Raw genomic sequence first — 26,048 nt, forward strand, 5'->3', positions numbered from 1 at the left:
CCCATCCGCCGCAGGTTCAGACCGGACATCGCCGGCCGCCGGGTGTCAGCCGTTCCGGGCTGGTTGACCCGCGCGGACTTGGGTAGGTTCGCGGGCATGGTTGGACGCATACCTGTCCTGGATGTCACGCCGCAGATCGAAGGAGGTACGTATCCGGCCAAGGCCGCGGTCGGTGAGCCCTTCGAGGTCACCGCACTGGTCCTCCGCGAGGGCCACGACGCCCACAGCGCCGAGGTCGTCCTCGTCGACCCGACCGGCACGAGACGCCCGCCGCAGCGCATGACCAAGGTGCCCGCCGAGGCCGACCGGTGGCGGGCCACCGTCGTCGCGGACACCGAGGGCGCCTGGGGCTTCGAGATCCACGGCTGGAGCGACCCCTACGGCACCTGGGTGCACGACTCGGAGATCAAGGTGCCCGCCGGCATCGACACCGAGCTCATGTTCACCGAGGGCGCGCTGCTGCTCGAGCGTGCCGCCGAGCAGCCCGGGCTGGACGCCGAGGCCGGCGCGACGCTGTCCGCCGCGGCCCGCGCCCTGCGTGAGCAGTCCACCCCCGACGTGGTCCGGCTCTCGGCCGGCATCTCCGCCGCCGTGCGCGCGGTCATGGCCGCCCACCCGGTGCGCGAGCTGGTCACCGTCGCGGGGCCGTTCCCGTTCTTCGCCGACCGCACCCGCGCGCTCTACGGCTCCTGGTACGAGTTCTTCCCCCGCTCCGAGGGCGCCTACGTCGACGCCGACGGCACGACCGTCAGCGGCACGTTCCGCACCGCCGCGAAGCGGCTCGCCGCCGTGGCCGAGATGGGCTTCGACGTCGTCTACCTCCCCCCGGTGCACCCGATCGGCCGGATCAACCGCAAGGGCAAGAACAACACCCTCGACGCCGGCCCCGACGACGTCGGCTCCCCCTGGGCGATGGGCTCCACCGAGGGCGGCCACGACGCCATCCACCCCGACCTCGGCACCTTCGAGGACTTCGACGCCTTCGTCGCCGAGGCCCGTCGGCTCGGGATGGAGATCGCGCTGGACCTCGCGTTCTCGGCCGCGCCGGACCACCCCTGGGTCACCGAGCACCCGGAGTTCTTCACCACCCGCGCCGACGGGAGCATCGCCTACGCGGAGAACCCGCCCAAGAAGTACCAGGACATCTACCCGATCAACTACGACAACGCCCCGGACGTCATCTATCCGGAGATGCTGCGCGTGACCCGGGTCTGGATGGACCACGGGGTCCGCATCTTCCGCGTCGACAACCCCCACACCAAGCCGGTGAACTTCTGGGAGTGGCTGCTCGGCGAGATCCGGAAGACCGACCCGGACGTGCTGTTCCTCTCCGAGGCCTTCACCCGGCCCTCGATGTTGCAGGCGCTGGCGAAGATCGGCTTCCACCAGAGCTACACCTACTTCACCTGGCGCAACACCCGCCACGAGATCGAGTCCTACTTCCAGGAGGTCTCGCACGAGACGGCGCACCAGATGCGGCCGAACTTCTTCGTCAACACCCCCGACATCCTCCCGGAGTACCTCCAGTACGGCGGTCCGCCGGCGTTCAAGATCCGCGCCGCGCTGGCCGCCCTGGGCTCGCCGTCGTGGGGGGTCTACGCCGGCTTCGAGCTCTACGAGCACGTCGCCATCCGGCCGGGGGCCGAGGAGTACCTCGACTCGGAGAAGTTCCAGATCCGGATCCGCGACTGGGAGGGCGCCGAGGCGTCCGGCCGCACGCTGTCGCCGTACCTGCGGATGCTGAACCACGTGCGCCGCGAGCACCCGGCCCTGCAGGAGCTGCGCAACCTGACGGTGCACAACCCCGAGGACGACTCGATCGTGTGCTTCTCCAAGACCACCGAGCTGCCCGACGGCAGCCGGGACACGGTGATCGCGGTCGTCAACGTCGACCCGCACAGCACCCGCGAGACCACCGTCCACCTCGACATGGCCGCCCTCGGGCTCGACTGGGCCGACCGCTTCCTCGTCCACGACGAGGTGACCGGGGCCGACTGGACCTGGGGCGAGCACAACTACGTCCGCCTCGACCCCTTCGACGAGCCCGCGCACATCCTGACCGTGAGGAGCCCCACCGCCTGATGACCACCACCTCCCCCACCCCGTCCGGAACCCAGACGGGCACCGTGCCCGCCGTCTCGCCCGGGGCCACCGAGGACACCGAGTGGTTCAAGACCGCGGTCTTCTACGAGGTCCTGGTGCGCTCGTTCTCCGACAGCGACGGCGACGGCTTCGGCGACTTCAAGGGCCTGACCGAGAAGCTCGACTACCTGCACTGGCTGGGCGTCGACTGCCTGTGGGTGCCGCCGTTCTTCACCTCGCCGCTGCGCGACGGCGGCTACGACGTGGCCGACTACACCGAGATCCTCCCCGAGGTCGGCACGCTCGACGACTTCCAGGAGTTCCTCGACGAGGCGCACAAGCGCGGCATCCGCGTGATCATCGACTTCGTCATGAACCACACGAGCGACGCGCACCCGTGGTTCCAGGCCTCGCGCAACGACCCCGAGGGCCCGTACGGCGACTTCTACGTCTGGTCCGACACCGACGACGAGTACGCCGACGCGCGCATCATCTTCGTCGACACCGAGCCGTCGAACTGGACCTGGGACCCGGTGCGCCAGCAGTACTTCTGGCACCGGTTCTTCAGCCACCAGCCGGACCTGAACTTCGACAACCCCAAGGTCCACGAGGCGATGTACGAGGCGCTCTCGTTCTGGCTCGACATGGGCATCGACGGGTTCCGCCTCGACGCCGTGCCCTACCTCTACGAGCGTCCGGGCACGAACGGCGAGAACCTGCCCGAGACCCACCAGTTCCTCAAGGAGGTCCGCAGCTACATCGACGAGCACTACCCCGGTCGGGTGCTGCTGTGCGAGGCCAACCAGTGGCCCGCCGACGTGGTGGAGTACTTCGGCGACTTCGAGAAGGGGGGCGACGAATGCCACATGGCGTTCCACTTCCCGGTCATGCCGCGCATCTTCATGGGCGTGCGCCGCGAGTCCCGCTTCCCGATCTCCGAGATCATGGAGCAGACGCCGGCCATCCCGGACGGCTGCCAGTGGGGCATCTTCCTGCGCAACCACGACGAGCTGACCCTCGAGATGGTCACCGACGAGGACCGCGACTACATGTGGGGCGAGTACGCCAAGGACCCCCGCATGAAGGCCAACATCGGCATCCGCCGCCGGCTCGCGCCGCTGCTCGACAACGACACGAACCAGATGGAGCTCTTCACCGCGCTGCTGCTGTCGCTGCCCGGCTCGCCGGTGCTCTACTACGGCGACGAGATCGGGATGGGCGACAACATCTGGCTCGGCGACCGTGACGGCGTCCGCACGCCCATGCAGTGGACGGCCGACCGCAACGCCGGCTTCTCCAAGGCCACCCCGGGCCGGCTCAACCTGCCGCTGAACCAGGACCCGGTCTTCGGCTACCAGCGCGTGAACGTCGAGACCGAGCTGGAGAACTCCTCCTCGCTGCTGCACTGGACGCGCCGGATGATCCACGTCCGCAAGAACCACCCGGCCTTCGGGCTCGGCGACTTCCAGGACCTCGGCGGCTCGAACCCGAGCGTGCTGTCCTACGTGCGCGAGCACGAGGGCGACACGGTGCTGTGCATCAACAACCTCTCCCGCTTCCCGCAGCCGGTCGAGCTCGACCTGCGCCGGTGGGAGGGCGTGGTCCCCGTCGAGCTGCTGGGCGGCACCCGCTTCCCCCAGATCGGCGAGCTGCCCTACCTGCTGACGCTGACCGGCTACGGCTTCCTGTGGTTCCGGCTGCCCCGGCCGGCGCCGGTCCACGAGCCGGCCGCCGAGATCGGCAGCGCGTCCGAGAACGGAGCCGGCGCCACGACCGGGGAGTCGGCGTGACCCCCGAGGCCCGTGACCAGGTCCACCGGTTCGTCGAGCAGGCGCGGTGGTTCGGCGGCAAGGGCCGCACGTTCGAGATCGGCGCCACCCGGCGGCTGGTCCTGCAGGAGGCTGCGGACGGCGTCCCGACGGTGGGCGTCGAGCTCGTCGACCTCGTCTTCGAGGGCGGCGAGACCGACACCTACCAGCTGCCGACCGTCTACTACGCGACCGAGCAGGAGCAGCTGGCCCACGCGCACGTCGGGTCGTGGGACGACGAGGAGCTGGGCCCGGTCCACGCCTACGACGCGCTGCACGACCACGCCTCCGCCCCGCTGTGGGTGCGGTCGCTCGCCGAGGGCGCCACCCGGGGCGAGGGCGCCGACGCGGTGCGCTTCGTCCGGGTCGGCGACCACGAGCTCGACGTCGAGGCCCGCTCGTCGTTCTTCTCCGGCCAGCAGAGCAACTCGTCGGTGATCTTCGGCGAGGACAGCCTGCTCAAGGTCTTCCGCCGGGTCACCCCGGGCGTCAACCCCGACATCGAGATCCTCGCGGCCCTGAGCGAGGCGGGCAACGAGAACGTCGCCACGCTCTACGGCTACGTCGAGACGACCAGCGGCCCGGGCGGGTCGGGCGAGGTGCTGCAGCTGGGCATCCTCCAGCAGTTCCTGCGGACCGCGAGCGACGGCTTCGACCTGGCACTCGCGAGCCTGCGCGGGCTGTTCGGCGACGGCGGCGACATGACCGCCCGGGAGGCCGGGGGCGACTTCGCCTCCGAGTCGCACCGGCTCGGTCGCGCCGTGGCCCAGATGCATGCCGACCTCACCGCCGCTTTCGGCACCGAGACGTGGGACCGTGCGCGGCTCGACGCCCTGACGTCGGCCATGACCGCCCGCCTCGACGCCGCGCTGCTCGTCGTACCAGGGCTGGAGGAGCACGCCGACGCGTTGCGGGCGATCTACGCGCGGGTGGGCGACCACCCGCGGGACGTGGCGGCGCAGCGGGTGCACGGTGACCTGCACCTCGGCCAGACGCTGCGGACGGTGTCGAGCTGGAAGATCATCGACTTCGAGGGCGAGCCGGCCAAGCCGCTCGAGGAGCGGCGCCAGGCCGACTCCCCGTGGCGCGACGTGGCGGGCATGCTGCGCTCGTTCGACTACGCCGCGGAGCTGACCCGGCTCGACCACGCCCAGGCGACCGGCGACTCCGACCACCACGACGCCGAGCGCTCGCGCGACTGGTCGTCGCGCAACTCCGAGGCGTTCCTCGCCGGCTACCGCGACGCCAGCGGTGCGTCGGTCGACCAGGTGCTGCTCACGGCGTACACCGCGGACAAGGCGGTCTACGAGGCGGTCTACGAGGCGCGCAACCGACCGACCTGGCTGCCGATCCCGCTGGCCGCGCTGGCCCGCATCGCCTCCTGAGGCCCGCCCCTCACACGCCGGCCGGCTCCTGGTCACTCGCTGCCGCGGTGCCGGCTTCCGGTCACCGCCTGCACCAAAAGGCGGCTCCGGCTTGGGCCCATCGACCAGAATCACGGGGTGGAGGGCCACCTGCGTGATCGCCTGACGCTCGGCCCCTACCGCCGTCGTCGGTGGATGCGGCGACGGCTCGCCCAGCTCGACCGCGAGTACGCCGCTGCGGCCGCCGGCCGGGCGCCCCGGGGCCGTCGACCCCGCAAGGACCGGACCCTCGGGCCGCTGGCGGCCCTGGCGCTCTTCGCGGTGATCGTCGGGGCCGGCGGGATGGCGATGGGGGTGTCCGACCTCGTCGGCCGCCTGCCCTGGGCCGAGGACGTGCGCGGGACCCCGCCGGACGCACCCGACGGACCGGGCGCGTTCGCCTTCAGCGCCACCCAGCCGGGCCGCTCGGACGAGCCGGTCGGCTACTCCCCCTGCGAGCCGCTCCGGGTGGTGCTCAACGACGACCAGGCCCCCGACGGCGTCGAGGGCCTGGTCGAGGACGCGCTGGCCGACGTCGCCACCCTGACCGGCCTGCGCATCGAGCTCGTCGGTCCCAGCGACGAGCTGCCGACGTCCGACGGCTCGCGGGCCCTGGACGCCCCGGCGCTGATCGCCTGGACCGACCCCGACCAGGTGCCCGCCCTCGAGGGCCGCGTGGCCGGTCTCGGCGGCAGCACGGCGGTGGAGGAGCCGCTGCGGAGCCGGGTCTGGCTGCGGACCGGCCAGGTCGCGCTGGACAGCCCCGACCTCGCCGAGATCCTCGACCGGCCCGGTGGCCGGGAGCAGGTGCTGGCCATCGTCCGCCACGAGATCGGCCACCTCGTCGGGCTCGACCACACCCCCGACAGCACCCAGCTCATGCACAGCGAGAACGTCGGGGTCGCGGACTTCCAGAACGGCGACCGACGAGGACTCGCCCGCCTCGGCGAGATCCGCTGCCGCTGAGCCCGCGACACCGGACGCCCCGGACGCCCCGGCGTCGCGGCGCTCAGACGCCCCAGAGCGCTCCGACGTGGCGGGCGTCGGTGCCGCAGCACCCGCCCACCGCCGCGAGCGCGGGCAGCTGGGAGCGCAGCCGGTCGACGGACGACGTGAGCAGGCCGAGGTCGCCCTCGTCCAGCTCCTCCATCGCGTCGAGCTCGGCGTGCGTGAGCGTCGACGCGTTGGGCCGCAGCACGGCGACCCGCTCCTGCCACCCACTCCCGTCGAGGGCCGGCGCCACGTGCGTCGGATGGGCACAGTTGACGCCGAACCGGTCCGGGGCGGCGACGGCGTCCACCCGGGCCACGGCCTCGGCGAGCGACGTGCCGTCCGGGAGCCGGCCGTCGGTCTCGACCGTGAAGGACACCACGACGGGCAGGGCGTGGGAGCGAGCGGCCCGCACCACCCCGATCGCCTCCTCGGTCGCCGTCAGCGTCATGGCGTGCACGAGGTCCACGCCCTCGGCCGCGAAGGAGGCCACCTGGTCCGCGTGGTGGGAGGCGGCCTCGTCCGGGTCGGACCACAGGCCCGGCACGTAGCCGTCACCCCGCGGACCGAGGATGCCGACCACGAGCGACCGTGCCACCCCGGCCCGTGCCTGCACCTCGCGAGCGAAGGCGACGGCCGCGCGGTTGACCCGGTCCAGCGCCTCGCGCCCGTAGCCGACGCGGGGCCCCCACGCGGGGTTCGCGCGCCAGGTGGGCGTCTCGACGAGCAGGCCGGCCCCGGCGGCGCGCGCGATCGCGGCGTACTCGTCGTAGTAGGCGTCCAGCGCCTCCCTCCCCGCCCGGTCCTCGAGCAGCGGGAACGACGCGAACTCGGGGAGGTCGATGCCGTGGTGGAAGATCAGGTCGGTCTCGAGCCCGCCGTCGGTGACGAAGGGCCCGTCGGCGAACAGGGTCGCAGCACTCATGCACGCAACTCTCCTCCTCTGGCGCCGCGCGCGGAACCTCCTAGGGTGGGCGCCATGGACGTCGTGCTGACCATCCCGGCCCCCGGGGAGCTGCACGCGGTCGCGGCGCACCTCGACGCCTGGCAGACCGACCGCGGGCCGGTGCACCTGCACCCCGGGGACCTCGGCTGGTACTCGATGCGAGGTGCCGAGCGGACCGCCGCCGACCTGCGGGTGTGGTCGCGCCACGGTCGGCCCGTCGCGGTCGGGCTGCTCGACGGGCCTGACGGTCTCCTCCGACTGGCGCTGGACCCGGACGCGCGTGAGGACCAGGACGTGGCCGAGGCGATCGCCGACGACGTCGTGGACGCCGACCGCGACGTCCTCCCGGGTGGTGAGGCGGTGGTCGAGGCCCGCGGCGCCACGCTGCTCGCGCAGGCCTTGCGCGCCCGGGGCTGGCAGGACGACGAGCCGTGGACGCCCCTGCACCGCGACCTCGCCGAGGCGGTGACGGACACCCGTGCGTCCGGGTCCGGGGTCCGCGTCGAGGTCGCCGGAGCGGATCTGGCGCACGCCTGGACGGCGGTCCACTGGTCGGCATTCCGGGGCTCACCGCTGAGTGAGAGCCGGCACCGCGAGGTCGTCGACTGGTGGCGGACCATGACCGACGGCCCGTTCGCCGAGCGAGGACGCACCCTGGTCGCCCTCGACGCCGACGACGCCGCGGTCGCTGTCGCCGGGGTGTGGTCGGCCGGGACCGGACGGCCCGGGCTGGTGGAACCGATGGGCGTGCACCGCGACCACCGGGGCAAGGGCCACGGAGCCGCCGTGTGCGTCGCCGCGGCGGCCGCCCTCCGGGAGCTGGGCAGCTCCAGCGCGGTCGTCTGCGCCGAGACCTCCAACGTCGGCGCCGTGTCGACGTACGTCGCGGCCGGGTTCGTCGCCGGGGCTCCGGTGACGGACCTGCGTCGAGGATCCTGAGCCGGTCAGGCTCACCCTCCGTCACGGTCGCGTTGTGCCGGTGTTGCTGCGCTGCCAGAGTGGGTACGACACCCTGAAGCGTCCCCGATCCCCAGGAGCAGCCTCCGTGCCGAACCCCCAGCCCGCGCCCGTGAGCCACGGCGACCTCGCCCTGCTCGTCGAGGGCCGGTACGGCGACCCGCACGCGCTCCTCGGCGTGCACCCGCACGACGGCGCCGTCACCATCCGCACGTTGAAGCCGCTCGCCGAGACCGTCACGGTGGTGTACGGCGACGAGCGCCACCCGCTCGCCCACGAGGCCCACGGGGTGTGGTCCGGGGCCGTCGCGACGAAGCACACCCCCGACTACCGCCTCGAGGTGACCTACGCCGACGGGCACCCCCACGTCGTCGACGACGCCTACCGCTACCTGCCCACCCTGGGCGAGATGGACCTGCACCTGATCAACGAGGGCCGCCACGAGGAGCTGTGGAAGGTCCTCGGCTCGCACGTGCAGCACTACGACGGCCCCTTCGGCCGGATCAGCGGTGTCTCGTTCGCCGTGTGGGCGCCGCACGCGAAGGGCATCCGGGTGAAGGGCGACTTCAACTCCTGGGACGGCCGCGAGCACCCGATGCGTGCGATGGCCTCCTCGGGGGTCTGGGAGCTGTTCGTGCCCGAGGTCGGCTCGGGCACCAAGTACAAGTACGAGGTCCTCGGGGCCGACGACGTCTGGACCGAGCGGGCCGACCCGATGGCGTTCTCCACCGAGGCGCCGCCCCTGACGTCGTCGCAGGTCCACGAGTCGTCGTACACCTGGGGCGACGACGCCTGGATGCAGGCGCGCGACCACAAGAACCCGGCCCGGGAGCCGATGTCGGTCTACGAGATGCACCTGGGCTCGTGGAAGCGCCACCCCGACACGTCCTTCTGGAGCTACGACGAGCTCGCCGACGACCTGGTCCCCTACCTGCGCGACAACGGCTTCACCCACGTCGAGCTGATGCCGGTCATGCAGCACCCGTTCGGCGGCTCGTGGGGCTACCACGTCACGTCGTACTTCGCGCCCGACGCCCGCTTCGGCGACCCCGACGGCTTCCGCCGCCTGGTCGACCGGCTGCACCAGGCCGGCATCGGGGTCATCCTCGACTGGGTGCCGGGCCACTTCGCCACCGACGAGTGGGCGCTCGCGCGCTTCGACGGCACCCCGCTCTACGAGGACCCCAACCCGCAGCGCGGGTGGCACAAGGAGTGGGGCTCCCACATCTTCAACTTCGGGCGCAACGAGGTCCGCAACTTCCTCTACGCCAACGCCGTCTACTGGCTCGAGGAGTTCCACGCCGACGGTCTGCGCGTCGACGGCGTCGCCTCGATGCTCTACCTCGACTACGCCCGCGAGCACGGCGAGTGGTCGCCCAACATCCACGGCGGTCGGGAGAACCTCGAGGCGGTGCAGTTCCTGCAGGAGATGAACGCCACCTGCCACAAGCGGGTGCCCGGCGCGGTCACCATCGCCGAGGAGTCGACGTCCTGGCCGGGCGTCACGGAGCCGACCAGCGAGGGCGGCCTCGGCTTCGACTTCAAGTGGAACATGGGCTGGATGCACGACACCCTCGACTACCTCAGCCGGGAGCCGATCCACCGCACCTACCACCACGGCGAGATGACCTTCTCGATGGTCTACGCCTACACCGAGCAGTTCGTGCTGCCGCTGAGCCACGACGAGGTCGTGCACGGCAAGGGCTCCCTGCTGCGCAAGATGCCGGGCGACCGCTGGCAGAAGCTCGCCAACCTGCGTGCCTACTACGCCTTCATGTGGGCCCACCCGGGCAAGCAGCTGCTGTTCATGGGCTGCGAGTTCGGCCAGGACGCCGAGTGGGCCGAGCAGCGCGAGCTCGACTGGTGGCTGCTCGAGCAGCCCGGCCACGCCGGGATGCTGGGGCTGGTCCGCGACCTCAACCACGTCTACCGCGACACCCCCGCGCTGTGGGCGGAGGACCACGACGAGTCCGGTTTCCGCTGGATCGAGGCCGACGACGCCGCCAGCAACGTCTTCGCCTTCCTGCGCACCGACGGCGCCGGCTCCCAGCTCGCCTGCGTGGTCAACTTCGCCGGCGTCCCCCACCACGGCTACCGCATCGGCCTGCCGCAGGCCGGGACGTGGCGCGAGGTGCTGAACACCGACGCCGAGGTCTACGCCGGCTCCGGCGTCGGCAACCTCGGCGAGGTCCGGGCCGAGTCCGAGGGGTCGCACGGCCTCCCTGCCTCGGCGACGATCTCGGTGCCCCCGCTGGGCGCGGTCTGGCTGCGGTACGACGCCTGAGCCGGTCGCCGGGCGGCCGCGGGACGGGGCCGACCGCCCCCGCCGAGGCCCACCGACCGCCGGTTAGGGTCGCAGGGTGAGCCGGGACAGCGACGCGTACGACGGGACCGACGACGGGGCGCGCGACCTGGACGACCTCGACCGTGGCAGCGACCTCGGGGGCAGCCACCGCAGCGCACGCGGCGTCCGGCTCGTGGCGATCGGCAACGGCGTGACCCGCGTCAGCTGGTCCGACGCGCTCCAGGCCCAGGGGTTCGACGCCGCCTCCGCCGCCGTGCGCGAGGAGGTCGACCTCGCGCTGGAGCAGCTGAAGCAGCGGCGCGTCGAGGCCCTCGTCGACCCCGAGGACGTCACCGCCACGCGGATCGCGACCTGGGCCGGGCTGCAGCGCGAGGGCGTCATGCGGGGCGCGGTCGACCGGGCCGGCGAGACGGGCGACCGGGTCGTCTTCGCCCGCCTCCACACCGACGCCCCGGTCTCGAAGTCGCGCGGCTTCCGGGCCATCTTGAACTCGTTCCTCCCCCGCAAGCGCGCCATCGCGCAGATGCTGGTGCGCGACGAGCAGGGTCGGGTGCTGCTGTGCAACCTGACCTACAAGCAGGACTGGGACCTGCCGGGCGGCGTCGTCGAGGTCAACGAGTCGCCGCGCGTCGCGGTGTCCCGGGAGGTCGAGGAGGAGCTGGCCCTCGACATCGACGCCGGCTCCCTGCTGCTGACCGACTGGCTGCCGCCGTGGAGCGGCTGGGACGACGCGGTCTGCTTGGTCTTCGACGGCGGTCGCCACGACGCCGGTCTCGCGGACCGCATCGTGCCGCAGGCCCGCGAGATCCGCTCCGCCCGCTTCTGCACCGTGGCCGAGGTGCACCAGCTCTGCGCCGACTTCACCGCGCGGCGCATCGACTCCGCCCTGGCGGCGGTCGACGGTCCCGCCCCGAGCTACAGCGAGAGCGGCCGGCCCGTCTGAGCCGGGTGCGGCACCGCCCGGTTCGCGGGCGCCTCGCCCCCGGGCACCGACCCGCCGGACCGCTCCGCGGCCGGCAGGTGCACCGAGAACTCCGACCCGCCCCCGGGCCGGGGGTCGTAGTCGGCCCGGCCGCCCTGCGCCTCGGCGAGCGCGCGCACGACGTACAGGCCGAGACCGGTGCCCTGCTCGCGCGTCGACTCCGCGCGGGCGAACTCGTCGAACAGGCGCGGGCGGAAGTCCTCCTCCACCCCGGGGCCGGCGTCGAGGACCGCGACCCGGACGAACGGCCGCCGGACCGACGGCACCTCGGTGACCTGCACGAGGTAGGGACCGTCGGCGTACTTGAAGGCGTTGGTGAGCAGGTTCGCCACCATCTGGTTCACCCGGGTGCGGTCGGCCAGCACGACGACGTGCGCGGGGACCGACACCTGCACCGGCTGCGCCCCCGCGACGTCGGCGACGATCTCACGCAGCAGCGGCGCCAGCTCCAGCCGTCGTACGTCGACCCGCAGCGTCCCGCGTCCCGCCTGGGCAGCGGCGAGGAGGTCGTCGGTGACGCGCTCGAGCACGGCGGCCTGCCGACCCACCGCCGCCAGGAGGTGGGTCTGCTGGTGGTCGCTGAGGCTGCTGCCGGCGTCGGCCACCACGCCTGCGATGCCGCTCAGCAACGTGACCGGGTTGCGGATCTCGTGGGCCGTGGTCCGGATGGCCCGACGCAGCCGCGCGACCTCCTCGTCGCTGCGCGAGGGGGCGAGGCCGACGACGACCTCGACCCCGTCGCCCCGCACCGTCACGTCGATCGGCACCGGGCCACCGAGCACCCGGTCCTCGACGCCGGCGGCGAGGTCACCGCTGCGGGCCCGGCTCACCAGGGCCGAGAGCGGCGGGGAGAGGTCGCTCAGCGAGCCGGGGAGCGGCGTCGCGGCGTCCCAGCCCAGCAGGGCCCGGGCGGCCGGGTTGGCGTAGCGGACGTCGTCGTCGGCGCCGAGCACGAGCAGCCCGGTCGCGGTCAGCTCGGCTGCCCGGGAGGCCACCGGAGCCGTGACGGCCGGCGGCTCCCGGTCCGGCGCCCGGGGGCTGCGGGCCGACGGGACGGTCGCGGTCGGCTCCGGCTCGCGGCCCACCAGGGACCGCACCAGCGCCAGGATCTCCTTCGGCGAGGCCCCCTTCTGGACGTAGGCGTCGGCCCCGGCCCGCAGGGCCCGGTCCTGCATCGCACCGGCCTCGAACCCCGACAGCACGACCACGCGCGCCTCGGGGCAGCCGGCCTTGATGCGCGGCAGGGCCTCCAGGCCGTCCATCACGGGCATCGCGAGGTCGAGCATGACGAGGTCGGGCTGCAGCCGCCCGGTGACCTCGATGCCCTGGCGGCCGTCCTCGGCCTCCCCGACGATCGTGATGTCGCCGTCGCGCTCGAGGGTCAGCCGCAGCAGCAGGCGCAGGTCGGGGGTGTCGTCGACGATGACCGCGCGCACGGTCACGGGGTGTCCCCGTCCCGGTCGTCGGGGGTCTTCTCCGGCGGCGGAGCGGTCACCGCGGGGGTGCCGCGGAGCAGGCGCTCGGACGAGCCCCGCCGGTCCGGGCCGAGCAGGTCGGTGATCATGTGGCTGGCCGAGCTGATCGCGGTCTCCAGGGCCTCGGAGGCGCGGCGCTGGTCGCCGAGGTCGAGCGACATCTTGGCCACCACGAGCCCCTGCAGCACGTTGTCGTTGAGCTCGAGGGCCTGCTCCTCCCGCTTGCGCATGTCCTCGAAGAGCTGGGCTCCCTCCATCAGCGAGCCGTAGTTGCGACGCAGCGTCCAGTAGTAGACCCCGACCAGGGCGCCGACGACGTCCCACAGCGCGAGCTGCCAGCCCCAGGCCGTCCGCATGGCGATGCCCTGGACCTCGTCCACGCCGAACACCGGCATGAGCATGTGCACCGAGTGCGTGCCGTGGTGGACCGCGCAGGTGAAGAAGATGGCGGCGGTCGCGCCGCCCAGGGGGTTCGAGCGGAGCTGCTGGCTGCGCACGAGGGGAACGACGATCGCGGCGCAGATCGCGAAGTAGGCGACGGCCACGACGGCGTTCGCCACCAGGCCGACCACCCACCAGTCCATCGAGTCATCCTTCGCCAGCCACCGTCGACACCCGCACGATATCCAGCAGCTCCGCGCGCTGATCCACGAATGCGGCAGAAGCCAGGACCAAGGGCACGCGACCGAACCGGGCGGTCACTCGTCGGGGTGCCCGGGCGCCTGCGAGGTGCTCGACCCGGCCCCCGCGGCGCGCAGCCGCGCCAGCTGCTGCTCGCGGACCTCGCGCGTGCGTCGACGCGGAGCGGACCGGCGGGGCCGCGTCGCCAGGAGCAGCGCGGCCAGGCCCAGCAGCGCCGCCAGCAGCATCACGCCGTGCACCGTGTGGGCGCCCAGCACCAGCGTCACGGGAGGCAGCACAGCCACGGGCGGCACGGGCTCAGAACAGGGCCGAGGCCAGGTCGCGGCGGCCGGCGAGCACCCGCGGGTCGTCGTTGCCCACCACGGCGAAGAGCTCGAGCAGGTGGACGCGCGCGGCGGTGCGCTCGTCGCCGTCCGTACGACGCACCAGGTCGAGCAGGCGCGCGAAGGCGTCCTTGACGTGACCGCCGAGCAGGTCGATGTCGGCGACGAGGGTCTGCGCCTCGACGTCGTCGGGCCGGTCGGCCGCGGCCTGTCGCGCCGCGGCGGGGTCGGCGTCGGCGGTGCGCTTCATCAGGCGGGCGCGCGAGAGGCCGACGGCGGCCTCGGTGTCGGCGGGGCTGTCGTCGAGGAGCTTCTGGTACTCCGCGATCGCGGCGTCGAGGTCGCCGGCCATGAGCGCGTCCTCGGCGGGGGCGTAGCGCGGGTCGACCGCGTCCTCGACCTCCTCCTCGGCGACCGGACCGGCCGCGAAGGGCTGGTGGCGACCGGTGATGCCCTGGGAGGTCATCTGCTGCAGGAGCTGGCCGAAGAAGGCGCGGAGCTCCTCGAGGGCCGGCACCTCCTGGAAGAGCGGCTGCAGCCGGCCCTGGAGCACCAGGGCGACCAGCGGCACGGACGGCACCTGCAGGGCCTGGCCGATGCTGGGCTGGGCGTCGATGTCGACGCGCCCGACCGCGACCCTGCCCTCGAGGCCGTCGGCGATGGCCGCGATGTCGTCGGCGAGCTGGACGCTGGCCGGCATGCGGCTGGGCGAGTAGACGACCAGCACCACGGGGGCGTCCATCGACGACTCCAGCAGGCCCTGGAAGCTCTGGTCGTCGACCTCCAGCGTCCAGCTCGGTCCGGCCCCGCCGGGGCCACGGGCGGCACCCGGGCCCGCGGCGCCGGGACCGCCGGCAGGGCGGGCCGGGGCCTTGAGGGCAGAGAGGTCGATCGCACCGGGACGGGAGAACGGCATGGTCATGGCCCCATTGTCCCAGCCGGGTCAGGCGTCGCGCGACCAGGGCCACGGGCGCGGCCGGCGCGGGTCCCGGGGTGGCCGGTGCTCGCGGGGCACGATCTCCGACAGCGTCCTGATCCGCTCGCCCCGCCGCGCGGACGTGCCCTCCTCGCGGTGGGTCGTGCGCGGGTCGAGGACCGGCCCGGTGGCGTGCTCGACGACGGGCTCGTCGTGCAGCGGTGCGCGGCTCCACGGCACCGAGACGTCCGAGACGCCGTCGCCCCCGTCGTCGCCGTGGTGCGGTCCCCCGGCACGACGCGACCGGTCGTCCGGCCCGCCGCCTCCGCGTCCGCCGGACCCGCCGGCCGGCCCGCCGCCGTACGCCCGGGCCTGGATCTGCTTGCTGACGCCGAGCGGGTCCCCGACGAAGTGGAACTTGTCCAGGCCCTGGCGCTGGGCCGCCGACTCGAACGTGAGGTGGCCGTAGCCCAGGACCCGCCCCAGGACCGGCTGGTGGACGGTGAGGTCGACGAGCCCGCGCAACGGCATGGCCCCCATCGTCTTGGACAGGAACGAGTTGACCTTGAACACGCGCTTGGTGGTCACGAACAGCACGTCGGAGCTGGTCGCCTGCCACAGCCACTCCCCACGCACCGCCGCCACCGGGGCGAGGAGCAGCAGGAGCCCGGACGGGTCCTCCACGCTGAGGAGCCCGGCGGTGGCGTAGGCGTAGAGGCCGATCGCGGCGACCAGGCAGCCCACGCGCATGCCCTGGCTGAAGACGTCGGGGTCGACCGGCAGCCGCCGCCCGCGCGCGGCGAGCGTGAAGGCGACCGACAGCAGCACCGCCGCCAGCAGGATCGTGCCCTCGACGGTCCGCGGCACCCCGAGCGCGCCCGCCACCACGGACAGCACCGCCACCGCGCGGTAGAGCGCGGCGCGGGCGTGGGCGAACCAGTGGTGGTGGATCTCGAGGGTGGACTCCCGGGTCTCCCGGCCGTCGTCGTCGCCGTCGAGCAGCTGCTCGAGCCACGGCGGGTCGGTCGAGGGCCGGAAGCGGTCACGCACCCACCGACCGGTCTGCCAGGCACCGCTTCCCAGGGCGCGGGTCCGCCGCAGCCGGCGCGGAGGGGCGCCCTCGGCGCCGGGTGACGCCACGGTCAGCTCCCGCGGGTGGGCCGCACGGGGCTCACGTGAAGAGGGCGCCGAGGAAGTCGATGAGCCCGCTGAAGACCGTCTCGGTCATGCTCCACACCCAGTTCGCCCCGTCGCCGGCGAAGTCGGCGAGCTGGTCGGGTGCCTGCACCATCCAGAAACCGACGAACAGCACGAGGAGCACGATGACCAGCGGCTTCATGGTCCATGGGTACCAAAATCAGGCTCCGGAGGGGCGGAGGCGCGCGGCGGCGGCCCGCGAACGTCACCGGGCCGCGAGCACGTAGCCCCGCCGGACGACCGTGCGGACCAGCCCGCCGTCGTCGTCGGCCACGCCGTTCCGGCCGCCGTCCTGGCCGCCGTCCTGGCCGCCGTCCTGGCCGCCGTCCTGGTCGCTGCGGAGGGCGCCGCGCAGGGCCTCGCGCAGGCGCGCCACCGCGACCTCGGCCGCGTGCGGGTCGCGCGAGGCGCCCGGCAGGACGCGCAGCAGCTCCTCGCGGCTCACGACGTGGCCCGGGGTCGAGGCGAGCCGGCGCAGCAGCGCCAGCCCGCCCGGGGACAGCGGCACCGGTCGGTGGTCCAGCGTCACGGTGCCGGCCCGCAGCCGCAGCAGGCCGTGACCGGTGAGGAGCGCGTGCCGGTCGTCCCCCAGCTCCTCGAGGACCAGGCGCACGAGGTCGGCGAGCCGCGACGTGGCCGGGGTGCGCGCGAGCAGCCCGGCGAAGGACAGCGGCTCGGCGGTCACCGCGCCCACGGCGGCCAGCAGGAGCTGGCGCTCCTCCACCCGGGCCCGGACCTCGTCGAGGCGGCCCTCCCGGCGTACGGCGCGCAGCCACGCCTGTGCCCCCGGCGCGCTGGTGAACAGCACGGCGTCGAAGCGTCCTGCCGCGGTGTCACGGGCCGCGGACCGCACCGGCGGGCGGTCGTCGAGCGGGACCCAGCGGTAGGGCTGGAGTGCCTCCACCTCGGCCCCACCGGCGCGCAGCGCCTCCTCGAGGTCGGCGTCACGGCGACCGCCGTGCAGCACGAGCACCCGCGCGGCATCGACGCCGTCCGCCAGCAGCAGGTCGGCGATCCCGGCGGTCGTCTCGGCCTCGCCCAGCCAGTCCGGGCGGACCCCGAGCCGCTCCAGGGCGGCGCGCGCCTTGGGCCCCCGGGCCATCACGCGGGCGCCGGTGAGCAGGTCGAGCACGCCGGGTCCCAGACCGGCGGGTCCGACGGCGGCGCTCCAGCGGTCGACCGCGGTGGCGGTGACGACCACCACGACGTCGGGCGGCCGGCCGATCGCGTCGCGGGTCCGCGCGCGCAGCCGTCGCGCGCTCTCGTCGACCGAGGCCAGGGTCGGGGCGTGCACGACCGTGGCGCCCCGGTCCTCCAGGGCGGCGCCCAGGTCGTCACCGCGGCGCCGGGCGGTCACCAGGATCCGGGCTCCTGCGAGCACCGGGGCGTTGCCGGTCGGCATGGCACCACTGTGGGCCGGTCCTGTCACCGCCGTCGGTCGCGGAGGTTACGGGCGTGCTACGTCGCCGCACCGGTTCAGGCCCGGACCCGGCCACCCTCGTCGAGCCACCAGCGGGCGGCGTCGCGCAGGTGCGCCGTCGCCGCGCCGTCCACGACGAGGTCGTGCAGCAGCGGGTCCTGCGTCATCCCGGCGGCGTAGAGCGCCGCGCGCCGCACCTCCTCGTCGTCACCGGTCAGCGCCCGGTGCAGCGGGCCGCGCTCCAGCGCGACCCCGGCGGTGCCGGCGACGCGCAGCCCCGTCGCCTGGAGGTCCCCGGGGTGGCGCCACCAGGCCACTGCCGCGGCCGGCACCCGGCCCGACAGCATGGCGGCGATCCGCCGGCCCGAGCGCTGCCGCACCACGGGGTCGTCGTGGTGCTCGGCCAGCGACGCGAGGATCGCGCACACCCCCTCCGCCAGCGGCGGGAGCGCACCCAGCAGCATGCCGCCGGTGATGGCGCGCGACTCCTCCTCCCCGGTGGCGAGCTCGAGCAGCAGCCGCGTCAGCACCGGCTGCTCGGGCAGCCCCAGGCGGTCGGTCAGCCGGCCGGCGAGGATCTCGCAGGTCGACCAGTGCGCGTTGAGCCGGTTGCGGCTCCACGCCCGGACCTCCGGCGTCGGGGGCAGCGGGTGCGCCAGCCGTGGCTCGACGCCAGCGCGCTCCGCCGGCGGCAGCAGCCGCACGAGGTGGGCCAGCCACCGCCACGCCGCTCCCTGCGGCTCCTGGGCGTTGTACGCCGCGACGGCGGGCTCGGCGCTGCGCCGCCACACGCCGGGGTCGTCACTGATCGCCGCGAGGTTCTCCAGCCCGACCACCCCGCCCGCGACCACGAGGTCGCGGGGGTCGGCCAGCAGCTCCTGCAGCCAGGTCTCCGCCCCGTCCCCGGCGCTCTCCCCCACGGCGCTCATCAGGTCGAGCAGCACCTGGGGGTGCGGCTCGGCGACGGCCGCGCGGGCCACGTCGAGCACCACCGCGCCGTACGCGCTGCGGCGCAGCAGGGACAGCGCCTCGTAGCGGGTGACGTAGCCGACGCCGTGGGAGCGACCCATCTCGCTGGCGAGCCGGGCGACCAGCGGGGTGGCGAGCAGCGTGGGCATGCCCAGCGCGTTGGGCTGGGCCAGCGCCCGGGCCCACAGCCACCAGTCGCTGCCGGTCGGGTCACCGCTGATGAGCGGGTGGACGAGCGCGTCCAGGGCCGCCACGCTCACCGCCCGACCACCGGGCGCCCGGTCCTGGGGGCCGTAGGGGAAGGTGCGGCAGAAGGCGTCGAGCGGCGCGCGCAGCGCCCCCGGCGGCCGGTCGAGCACCTGCTCGTAGCCGTCCACCAGGCTGCCGTCGCGGAGCTGCCCGGTCTCGAGCCGGTGCAGCGTCGCGGCGCTGGTGACCACGCCGTGGTCGGCCAGGGCGGTGACCATGTCGGCCAGCCGGGACAGCCGTGGCGCGTCCGGCGCGGTCAGCCGCGCCGTCCTCAGCACCCACCCCAGCCGTGCGTCGACCCGGATCCGCGGCCCGTCCAGCGGGCTGTCGTCGTCGAGCACGGCGAGCGGAGCCCCCCGTCGCGGCATGTCGACCCTCCCCTCGTGGACTGCTGCGCCTCCGGTGCGCCCTGGTCCTCCGTGCCGCCGCCCGCGGTTCCGGCGCCCAGGTTATTTCAGATCGCCGTCGGCGTGAATGAAAGGAGCCGACGATCCCCCTCCTGCCTACGCTGGGCGCGGCACATGCCGGGGTGCCCCCGGGGCGCCGGTGACTCCGTTCCGACGGGGGATGACGTAGCCACCGGTGCCTCGCGGGGCTATTCGTCGACTCAGTCGCCGAGCAGCCGGTCCGCCGCGGCGTACGGGTCGAGCTCGTGCGCGACGACGCGCCCGGCGAGGTCCTCGAGCCGGTCGCGGTCGGTGCTCCCCGCCCAGCGGCGCCGCAGCGCGGCGAGCGCGATGGCCTCGACCTCCTCGCGGGCCCGGCGACGACGCCGCAGCTCCAGCGCACCGCTGCGCCGCGACCACTCAAGGTGCTGCTCCAGGGCGTCGACGACCTCGGCCATGCCCTCGCCGCGGGTGGCGACAGTGCCCAGCACCGGCGGCTTCCACGCCCCTGGCGGGCGCTGGGCCAGCCCGAGCATCGAGCGCACGTCGCGCCGGACCTGGGCCGCACCGTCGCGGTCGGACTTGTTGACGACGTAGACGTCGCCGACCTCGAGGATGCCGGCCTTGGCGGCCTGGATGCCGTCCCCCATCCCCGGGGCGAGCAGCACGACCGTGGTGTCGGCGGCGCCGGCCACCTCCACCTCGCTCTGCCCGACCCCGACGGTCTCGACCAGCACCACGTCGAACCCGGCGACGTCGAGCACCCGCACCGCCTGGGGCGTGGCCCACGAGAGTCCGCCGAGGTGGCCGCGCGAGGCCATCGAGCGGATGAAGACGTCCGGGTCCGTGGCGTGCTCGCCCATCCGGACCCGGTCACCGAGCAGCGCGCCGCCGGAGAACGGCGAGGAGGGGTCGACGGCCAGCACGGCCACGCGCCGGCCGCGGCGCCGCAGCTCGCCGACCAGGGCCGAGGTGGAGGTCGACTTGCCGACTCCGGGAGCCCCGGTGACGCCGACCACGTGCGCGGCACCGGTCCGCGGCGCGATCAGCGCGATGGCGCGGCGCAGCGCCGGCGAGTCCTCCTCGACCAGGCTGAGCAGACGTCCGACCGCGCGGGCCCGGCCGGCGCGGGCGTCCTCGACGAGGCGCTCGACGTCCGGCTCGGGCACGCGGGCGGTCCCGGCCGGGATCAGGCGGGGACGCGGATGATGAGGGCGTCGCCCTGGCCGCCGCCGCCGCACAGCGCGGCCGCACCGACGCCGCCGCCGCGGCGCTTCAGCTCCAGCGCGAGGTGCAGCACGATGCGGGCGCCGGACATGCCCACGGGGTGACCCACGGCGATGGCGCCGCCGTTGACGTTGACCTTGTCGTCGTCGACGCCGAGCTCGCGGGCCGACTCGATGCCGACCGCCGCGAAGGCCTCGTTGAGCTCGAAGAGGTCGATGTCGGAGACGGCGATGCCCTCCTTCTCGGCGGCCTTCTGGATCGCGCGCGAGGGCTGCAGCTGCAGCGTCGAGTCCGGGCCGGCGACCTGGCCGGACGCACCGATCTCGCAGAGCCACTCCAGGCCGAGCTCCTCCGCCTTGGCCTTGCTCATCACGACGACGGCGCAGGCGCCGTCGGAGATCTGCGAGGCCGACCCCGCCGTGATGGTGCCCTCCTTGGAGAAGGCGGGGCGCAGCTTGCCGAGCGACTCGGTGGTCGTGTCGCCGCGCACGCCCTCGTCGGAGGTGACCTGGGTGTCGCCGCCGCGACCCTTGATCGTGACCGGCACGACCTCGTCGTCGAAGACGCCGTTCTTCCAGGCCTCGGCCGCGCGCTGGTGGCTGCGGGCGGAGAAGGCGTCCTGCTCCTCGCGGGTCAGCTCGGCACCGGCGGCGTTGCACTGCTCGGTGAGCATGCCCATGGCCTGGGTCGTGAACTGGTCGTAGAGGGCGTCGTAGGCCATCGAGTCGACCAGCGCGGTGTCGCCGTACTTGAAGCCCTCGCGGGACTTGGGCAGCAGGTGCGGGGCGTTGGTCATCGACTCCATGCCGCCGGCCACGACGATCTCGTGCTCGCCGGCGCGGATGAGCTGGTCGGCCATCGCGATCGCGTTGATGCCGGAGAGGCACACCTTGTTGATGGTGATGGCCGGGACGTTCATCGGGATGCCGCCCTTGACCGCGGCCTGGCGGGCGGTGATCTGGCCGGTGCCGGCCTGGATGACCTGGCCCATGATCACGTACTCGACGTCCTCGCCGTTGACGCCGGCCTTGCTCAGCGCGGCCTCGATGGCCACGCCGCCGAGGTCGGCGGCCGACAGGCTCTTGAGCCCGCCGAGGAGGCGTCCGATGGGGGTGCGAGCCCCCGCGACGATGACGGAACCGGACATGGAGCGCCTCCTGGTGCTGCGGATCGGGTGTGCCCACGCCGGGGACGGGGGGGGTGGGTCGGACGATACCGAGCAGTAGCCGTGAGCGGGAGGGGTCGCCTCCCGGTGGTCCTGTCGGACACGTCACAGTCGCTCGCTGCCCCGGTCACGACGTACGACGATGTGCCGCATGAGTGTGGAGATCCCCGGACACCTGTTCACCGCCATCGACCACGTCGGCGTCGCCGTGCCGGACCTCGACGAGGCGATCGCGCTCTACCGCGACGTCTTCGGCATGCAGGTCCTGCACGAGGAGACCAACGAGGAGCAGGGCGTGCGCGAGGCGATGGTCGGGGTCGGCGACTCCGGCTCCTGCATCCAGCTGCTCGCCCCGCTCGACGAGACCTCGACGATCGCGAAGTTCCTCGACCGCTCCGGCCCGGGCCTGCAGCAGCTGGCCTACCGGGTCACCGACGTGGAGGCGGTCTCGGCGGTGCTCCGCGAGCGCGGCGTCCGCCTGCTGTACGACGCCCCGCGCCGCGGCACGTCCGACAGCCGGATCAACTTCGTCCACCCCAAGGACGCCGGCGGGGTGCTCGTCGAGCTCGTCGAGCCCGCCGCCTCCGGTCACTGACACCGGTCCGGCACCCGGTCCGGACCACGAGCCAGATACGTCACACGGGGCTGACACGGTGGTTACTCGCCGGTAGATTCGCCGCCACTCGCCCCACCGAACCTCCAGGAGCCCCCGTGAAGCAGATCCTCGACGCGATCCAGGCCGGAGACACCTCGTCCGAGGACTTCGCCGCGCTGCCGCTCCCCGAGTCCTACCGCGCGGCAACGGTCCGCAAGGACGAGGTGGACATGTTCGAGGGCCTGCCCAGCAAGGAGAAGGACCCCCGCAAGTCGATCCACGTCGACGAGGTGGCGCTGCCCGAGCTCGGCCCCGGCGAGGCGCTGGTCGCCGTCATGGCGAGCGCCATCAACTACAACACCGTGTGGACCTCGATCTTCGAGCCGGTCTCCACCTTCGGCTTCCTCGAGCGCTACGGCCGGCTCTCCGAGCTCACCAAGCGCCACGACCTGCCCTACCACGTGGTGGGCTCCGACCTCTCCGGCGTCGTGCTCGCGACCGGCCCCGGCGTGACCCGCTGGAAGCCCGGCGCCCGCGTGGTGGCGCACTGCCTCTCGGTCGAGATGGAGGACCCCGACGGCCACAACGACACGATGCTCGACCCGCAGCAGCGGATCTGGGGCTTCGAGACGAACTTCGGCGGCCTCGCCGACGTCGCCCTGGTCAAGGCCAACCAGCTCATGCCGAAGCCGGAGCACCTCACCTGGGAGGAGGCGGCGTCGCCCGGGCTGGTGAACTGCACGGCCTACCGCCAGCTGGTCTCCAAGAACGGCGGCGACATGAAGCAGGGCGACAACGTCCTCATCTGGGGCGCCTCGGGCGGGCTCGGCGGCTTCGCGACGCAGTACGCCCTCAACGGCGGCGCCACCCCTGTCTGCGTGGTCTCCAACGAGGAGAAGGCCGCCATCGCCCGGAGGATGGGTGCGGAGCTGATCATCAACCGCTCCGAGGAGGGCTACAAGTTCTGGAAGGACGAGCACACCCAGGACCCGAAGGAGTGGAAGCGCTTCGGCGCCAAGATCCGCGAGCTCACCGGCGGCGAGGACATCGACATCGTCTTCGAGCACCCCGGTCGCGACACCTTCGGCGCCAGCGTCTACGTCACCCGCAAGGGCGGCACCATCACCACCTGCGCCTCCACCACCGGCTACATGCACGAGTACGACAACCGCTACCTGTGGATGAACCTCAAGCGGATCATCTCCTCGCACTTCGCCAACTACCGCGAGTCGTGGGAGGCCAACCGCCTCGTCGCCAAGGGCAAGATCCACCCGACCCTGTCGCGGACCTACGGCCTCGAGGACGTCGGCCAGGCGGCGCTCGACGTGCACCACAACCTCCACCAGGGCAAGGTCGGCGTGCTGTGCCTGGCCCCCGAGGAGGGCCTCGGCGTGCTCGACGAGGAGCTGCGCGCCACCCACCTCACGCAGATCAACGCCTTCCGCGGCCAGTAGCGGCCACTGGACGAGCACCCCGGGAAGGCTCGGGACGCCCGTCCCACCGACCCCACCGGTCACACGTCCCGGTCCCCCGACGGCTCTCAGCCGTCCGGGGACCGGGACGTTCGTCGTTTTCGGCGGACACGCCGACGAGACACGCAACCGCGGACGGGCTTTTGGCGCCGCATCGGTGACACTAGGGAATGGCTCCCGCCCGCCCGCCCAGGAAACGCAAGCACGAATCGAGGGACACTCCCATGACCGAGCGCTCCGGACTCTCCATCTTCGACGAGACCGACGACAGCACCGAGACCTCCACCCTTCCCGCCGTCGCGCCGGCCAAGCCCTCCGCCGCGGTGCCCGGGCAGGCGCCGTCGGCGAACGCCGCCCCGGCTCCAGCTCCGGCCCCCGCCCGTCCGGCGGCCGCCGCCCCCGCCGCGAGCCCCGAGCCGCGTGCGGCCTCGCCCCGCACGTCGAGCGGCTTCCCGATCGGTCGCCGCGGCTACGACACCGCCGCGGTGGACCGCAAGGTCGGCCAGCTGAGCAGCGAGAACTCCGCCCTGGCCCGTGACCTCGACGGGACCCGCCGCCGCCTCGCCGAGGTGGAGCAGCAGCTCGGCTCGCTGCGCGACCGGGCCAGCGAGAACGAGAACCCGACCTACGCCGGGCTGGGCGGTCGGGCCAGCGAGCTGCTGCGTCTGGCCGAGGAGCAGGCCGACGAGGTCATCGCGGCCGCCAAGCACCGCGCCGACGAGCTGCTGCGCACCGCCAGCGCCGACGCCGCGTCGCTGAAGTCCCACGCCTCGCGCGACGCCGAGGACATGCGGATGGTCCAGCTCAAGGAGCTCGACGAGGCCCGCACCTCGGCCATGAGCGAGGTCGAGCACCTGCGCTCGTCCGCCCAGGCCGACGCGGCCGACATGGTGGCGTCCGCCGAGCGCGACGCCTCGCAGCGTCGCCTGGCCGCCGAGCAGGAGGTCAACGCGCTGCGCACCGGCGCCCGTCGCGAGGCGGAGCAGGCCCTGGCCACCGCCCACCGCGAGGTGCAGGAGATGCAGCGTGGGCTCGCGGTCGAGAAGGAGCGCCTGACCCGCGAGGCCGCCGAGCACCACAGCACCGCCGTGGCCGAGACCACCGCGCTGGTCCAGGAGGCGGAGGCCCGGGCCGACGCCGCCGAGCAGCGCGCCCGCGAGGCCATCGCGCAGGCCACCAACCAGCGCCAGGCCGCCGCCGACGAGGCCGAGCGCCTCCTCACCCGCGCCCGCCGCGAGGCCCAGCAGGTCGTGTCGTCGGCGCAGACCCAGGCCGCGACCTTCGTCGCGACCGGTCAGGCCGAGGCCGAGCGCGAGCTCGAGGCCCTGCGCTCGGAGGTCGACCGCTACACCAAGCGGCGTGACGCGATCGTGGCCCAGCTCGGCGCCCTGCGCGACGTGGTGGCCGGCTTCGCCGACGGCCCCGAGCCGCGCGGCAAGGACGCCGGCACGGAGTGACCAGCAAGGTCCGCCCCCCGGCGGAGACGTCCGACGCGCCATCGCACCTGTGGCACCACCACGGTCCGGTGGCGCTCGGCTTTCTCTTCGGGGTCGGGGCGCTGACGGCGTACTGGCTGGGGAGCCTGCTGCTCTCGGTCAGCGGCGTCATCCTGCTCGTGGTCGTGGCGATGTTCCTCGCCGTCGGTCTCGACCCGGTCGTGAGCTGGCTGGTCCGCCACCGCGTCAGGCGGCCCTGGGCCGTGGTCATCGTGATCTCCGGGGTGCTGTTCGCGCTGGTGATGTTCTTCGTCGCGCTGGTGCCGGTGATCTCCGAGCAGGTGGGGCGGATCATCGACCAGGCTCCGGGCTGGTTCGCGCAGCTGCAGCGCAGCGAACGGGTGCAGGACCTCGACGAGCGCTTCGGCGTGGTGCAGAAGGTCGAGGACTTCGTCACCAGCGGCGACTGGGCCTCCGGCCTCTTCGGCGGCGTGGTCGGCCTGAGCCTGGCGTTCTTCGGGTTCCTGGCCAACACGTTCTTCGTGACCGTGCTGATGCTCTACTTCCTGGCCTCCCTGCACACCACCAAGCAGGCGCTCTACGACCTCGCCCCCCGCAGCCGCCGCGCGCGGGTCTCCGATCTCGGTGAGCAGATCTTCACCAGCGTGGGCGGCTACGTCGCGGGTGCCTTCGTGGTCGCCGTGTGCGCCGGCACCTGCTCGCTGGTGTTCCTGATGGTCGTCGGGCTCGCCGAGTACGCCGTCGCGCTGGCCGCCGTGGTGGCTTTGCTGGACTTCATCCCGATGATCGGGGCGACCCTGGGTGCGGTGGTGGTCTCGGCGATCGGCTTCGCCACCGACCTCAAGATCGGCATCGCCTGCGTGATCTTCTTCCTCGTCTACCAGCAGGTGGAGAACTACGTGCTCTACCCCCGCGTCATGCAGCGCTCGGTCAACGTGCCCGGCTCGGTGACCGTGATCGCCGCGCTCGTGGGCGCCGGTCTGCTCGGCGTGGTCGGAGCGCTGCTGGCCATCCCCACGGCCGCCGCGGTGCTGCTGCTGGTGCGTGAGGTCTGGACGCCGCGACAACAGGCCCGCTGACCC

At 73.5% G+C, this 26,048-nt stretch carries 22 protein-coding genes; 11 read left to right on the top strand and 11 right to left on the bottom strand.

Annotated elements, in window-relative coordinates:
- The first annotated feature begins 96 nt into the window (after nucleotides 1-96).
- The 4 genes from G7072_RS12615 to G7072_RS12630 all read left to right on the top strand — a co-directional run bounded on the left by G7072_RS12615 (nucleotide 97) and on the right by G7072_RS12630 (nucleotide 6,259).
- A complete protein-coding gene (locus tag G7072_RS12615; RefSeq protein WP_166086877.1) occupies nucleotides 97-2,082 on the top strand; it encodes an alpha-1,4-glucan--maltose-1-phosphate maltosyltransferase in 1,986 nt (661 codons plus the stop codon).
- Nucleotides 2,082-3,872, top strand: coding sequence for a maltose alpha-D-glucosyltransferase (gene treS / locus G7072_RS12620; RefSeq protein WP_166086879.1), 1,791 nt, complete (start codon nucleotides 2,082-2,084; stop codon nucleotides 3,870-3,872). The genes G7072_RS12615 and treS overlap by 1 nt, the downstream gene beginning before the upstream one ends.
- Complete coding sequence (locus G7072_RS12625) at nucleotides 3,869-5,275, top strand: hypothetical protein (protein ID WP_166086881.1); 1,407 nt, start codon at nucleotides 3,869-3,871, stop codon at nucleotides 5,273-5,275. The genes treS and G7072_RS12625 overlap by 4 nt, the downstream gene beginning before the upstream one ends.
- Before the next feature lie 117 nt (nucleotides 5,276-5,392).
- Nucleotides 5,393-6,259, top strand: a complete 867-nt coding sequence (locus tag G7072_RS12630; RefSeq protein ID WP_166086883.1) for a peptidase — start codon at nucleotides 5,393-5,395, stop codon at nucleotides 6,257-6,259.
- Nucleotides 6,260-6,302: 43 nt separating this feature from the next.
- On the opposite strand, the gene G7072_RS12635 is transcribed toward G7072_RS12630, so the two are convergent.
- Nucleotides 6,303-7,208: a homocysteine S-methyltransferase family protein gene (locus G7072_RS12635; RefSeq protein WP_166086885.1), complete on the bottom strand. Its 906-nt coding sequence runs from the start codon at nucleotides 7,206-7,208 to the stop codon at nucleotides 6,303-6,305.
- A gap of 54 nt (nucleotides 7,209-7,262) precedes the next feature.
- Here G7072_RS12635 and G7072_RS12640 point away from each other — a divergent pair, with 54 nt between their 5' ends.
- The 3 genes from G7072_RS12640 (at nucleotide 7,263) to G7072_RS12650 (ending at nucleotide 11,434) form a co-directional block, all read left to right on the top strand.
- Nucleotides 7,263-8,168, top strand: coding sequence for a GNAT family N-acetyltransferase (locus G7072_RS12640; RefSeq protein WP_166086887.1), 906 nt, complete (start codon nucleotides 7,263-7,265; stop codon nucleotides 8,166-8,168).
- A gap of 106 nt (nucleotides 8,169-8,274) precedes the next feature.
- Nucleotides 8,275-10,470 carry a 1,4-alpha-glucan branching protein GlgB gene (gene glgB / locus G7072_RS12645; RefSeq protein ID WP_206063103.1) on the top strand — a complete coding sequence of 732 codons (2,196 nt, stop codon included), beginning with the start codon at nucleotides 8,275-8,277 and terminating at the stop codon, nucleotides 10,468-10,470.
- Nucleotides 10,471-10,546: 76 nt separating this feature from the next.
- A complete protein-coding gene (locus G7072_RS12650) occupies nucleotides 10,547-11,434 on the top strand; it encodes an NUDIX hydrolase (RefSeq protein ID WP_240916930.1) in 888 nt (295 codons plus the stop codon).
- Here G7072_RS12650 and G7072_RS12655 read toward each other — a convergent pair.
- The 10 genes from G7072_RS12655 to G7072_RS12700 all read right to left on the bottom strand — a co-directional run bounded on the left by G7072_RS12655 (nucleotide 11,407) and on the right by G7072_RS12700 (nucleotide 21,424).
- Nucleotides 11,407-12,915 (bottom strand): response regulator, encoded by a 1,509-nt coding sequence (locus tag G7072_RS12655; RefSeq protein ID WP_166086889.1) that lies wholly within the window; start codon nucleotides 12,913-12,915, stop codon nucleotides 11,407-11,409. The genes G7072_RS12650 and G7072_RS12655 overlap by 28 nt on opposite strands.
- A complete protein-coding gene (locus G7072_RS12660) occupies nucleotides 12,912-13,532 on the bottom strand; it encodes a hypothetical protein (protein ID WP_166086891.1) in 621 nt (206 codons plus the stop codon). Before G7072_RS12660 ends, G7072_RS12655 begins: the two co-directional genes overlap by 4 nt.
- Nucleotides 13,533-13,646: 114 nt before the next feature.
- Nucleotides 13,647-13,883: a hypothetical protein gene (locus tag G7072_RS12665; RefSeq protein WP_166086893.1), complete on the bottom strand. Its 237-nt coding sequence runs from the start codon at nucleotides 13,881-13,883 to the stop codon at nucleotides 13,647-13,649.
- A gap of 4 nt (nucleotides 13,884-13,887) precedes the next feature.
- Nucleotides 13,888-14,835, bottom strand: coding sequence for a tetratricopeptide repeat protein (locus G7072_RS12670; RefSeq protein WP_166086895.1), 948 nt, complete (start codon nucleotides 14,833-14,835; stop codon nucleotides 13,888-13,890).
- A gap of 21 nt (nucleotides 14,836-14,856) precedes the next feature.
- The gene (locus G7072_RS12675; protein WP_166086897.1) at nucleotides 14,857-15,969 is read right to left on the bottom strand and encodes a PH domain-containing protein; all 1,113 of its coding nucleotides are present in this window, start codon (nucleotides 15,967-15,969) and stop codon (nucleotides 14,857-14,859) included.
- A gap of 31 nt (nucleotides 15,970-16,000) precedes the next feature.
- Entirely contained in the window at nucleotides 16,001-16,168 is a 168-nt protein-coding gene (locus G7072_RS12680) for a hypothetical protein (RefSeq protein WP_166086899.1), read from the bottom strand.
- A 63-nt stretch (nucleotides 16,169-16,231) separates the two neighbouring features.
- Entirely contained in the window at nucleotides 16,232-17,428 is a 1,197-nt protein-coding gene (locus G7072_RS12685) for a uroporphyrinogen-III synthase (protein WP_166086901.1), read from the bottom strand.
- A gap of 74 nt (nucleotides 17,429-17,502) precedes the next feature.
- Complete coding sequence (locus G7072_RS12690) at nucleotides 17,503-19,032, bottom strand: hypothetical protein (RefSeq protein WP_166086903.1); 1,530 nt, start codon at nucleotides 19,030-19,032, stop codon at nucleotides 17,503-17,505.
- Between the two features lie 239 nt (nucleotides 19,033-19,271).
- Nucleotides 19,272-20,219: a methylmalonyl Co-A mutase-associated GTPase MeaB gene (gene meaB / locus G7072_RS12695; protein ID WP_166086905.1), complete on the bottom strand. Its 948-nt coding sequence runs from the start codon at nucleotides 20,217-20,219 to the stop codon at nucleotides 19,272-19,274.
- A 20-nt stretch (nucleotides 20,220-20,239) separates the two neighbouring features.
- Nucleotides 20,240-21,424, bottom strand: coding sequence for an acetyl-CoA C-acetyltransferase (locus tag G7072_RS12700; RefSeq protein WP_166086907.1), 1,185 nt, complete (start codon nucleotides 21,422-21,424; stop codon nucleotides 20,240-20,242).
- A 160-nt stretch (nucleotides 21,425-21,584) separates the two neighbouring features.
- Here G7072_RS12700 and mce point away from each other — a divergent pair, with 160 nt between their 5' ends.
- From mce to G7072_RS12720, 4 genes are all read left to right on the top strand, one after another.
- The gene (mce, locus tag G7072_RS12705) at nucleotides 21,585-22,037 is read left to right on the top strand and encodes a methylmalonyl-CoA epimerase (protein WP_166086909.1); all 453 of its coding nucleotides are present in this window, start codon (nucleotides 21,585-21,587) and stop codon (nucleotides 22,035-22,037) included.
- Nucleotides 22,038-22,153: 116 nt separating this feature from the next.
- Entirely contained in the window at nucleotides 22,154-23,491 is a 1,338-nt protein-coding gene (ccrA, locus tag G7072_RS12710) for a crotonyl-CoA carboxylase/reductase (protein ID WP_166086912.1), read from the top strand.
- Between the two features lie 242 nt (nucleotides 23,492-23,733).
- Nucleotides 23,734-24,966 carry a hypothetical protein gene (locus G7072_RS12715; RefSeq protein ID WP_166086915.1) on the top strand — a complete coding sequence of 411 codons (1,233 nt, stop codon included), beginning with the start codon at nucleotides 23,734-23,736 and terminating at the stop codon, nucleotides 24,964-24,966.
- Nucleotides 24,963-26,045, top strand: a complete 1,083-nt coding sequence (locus G7072_RS12720) for an AI-2E family transporter (protein WP_166086917.1) — start codon at nucleotides 24,963-24,965, stop codon at nucleotides 26,043-26,045. The genes G7072_RS12715 and G7072_RS12720 overlap by 4 nt, the downstream gene beginning before the upstream one ends.
- Nucleotides 26,046-26,048 lie beyond the last annotated feature (3 nt).

This window comes from Nocardioides sp. HDW12B (assembly GCF_011299595.1).
Classification (GTDB): domain Bacteria; phylum Actinomycetota; class Actinomycetes; order Propionibacteriales; family Nocardioidaceae; genus Marmoricola_A.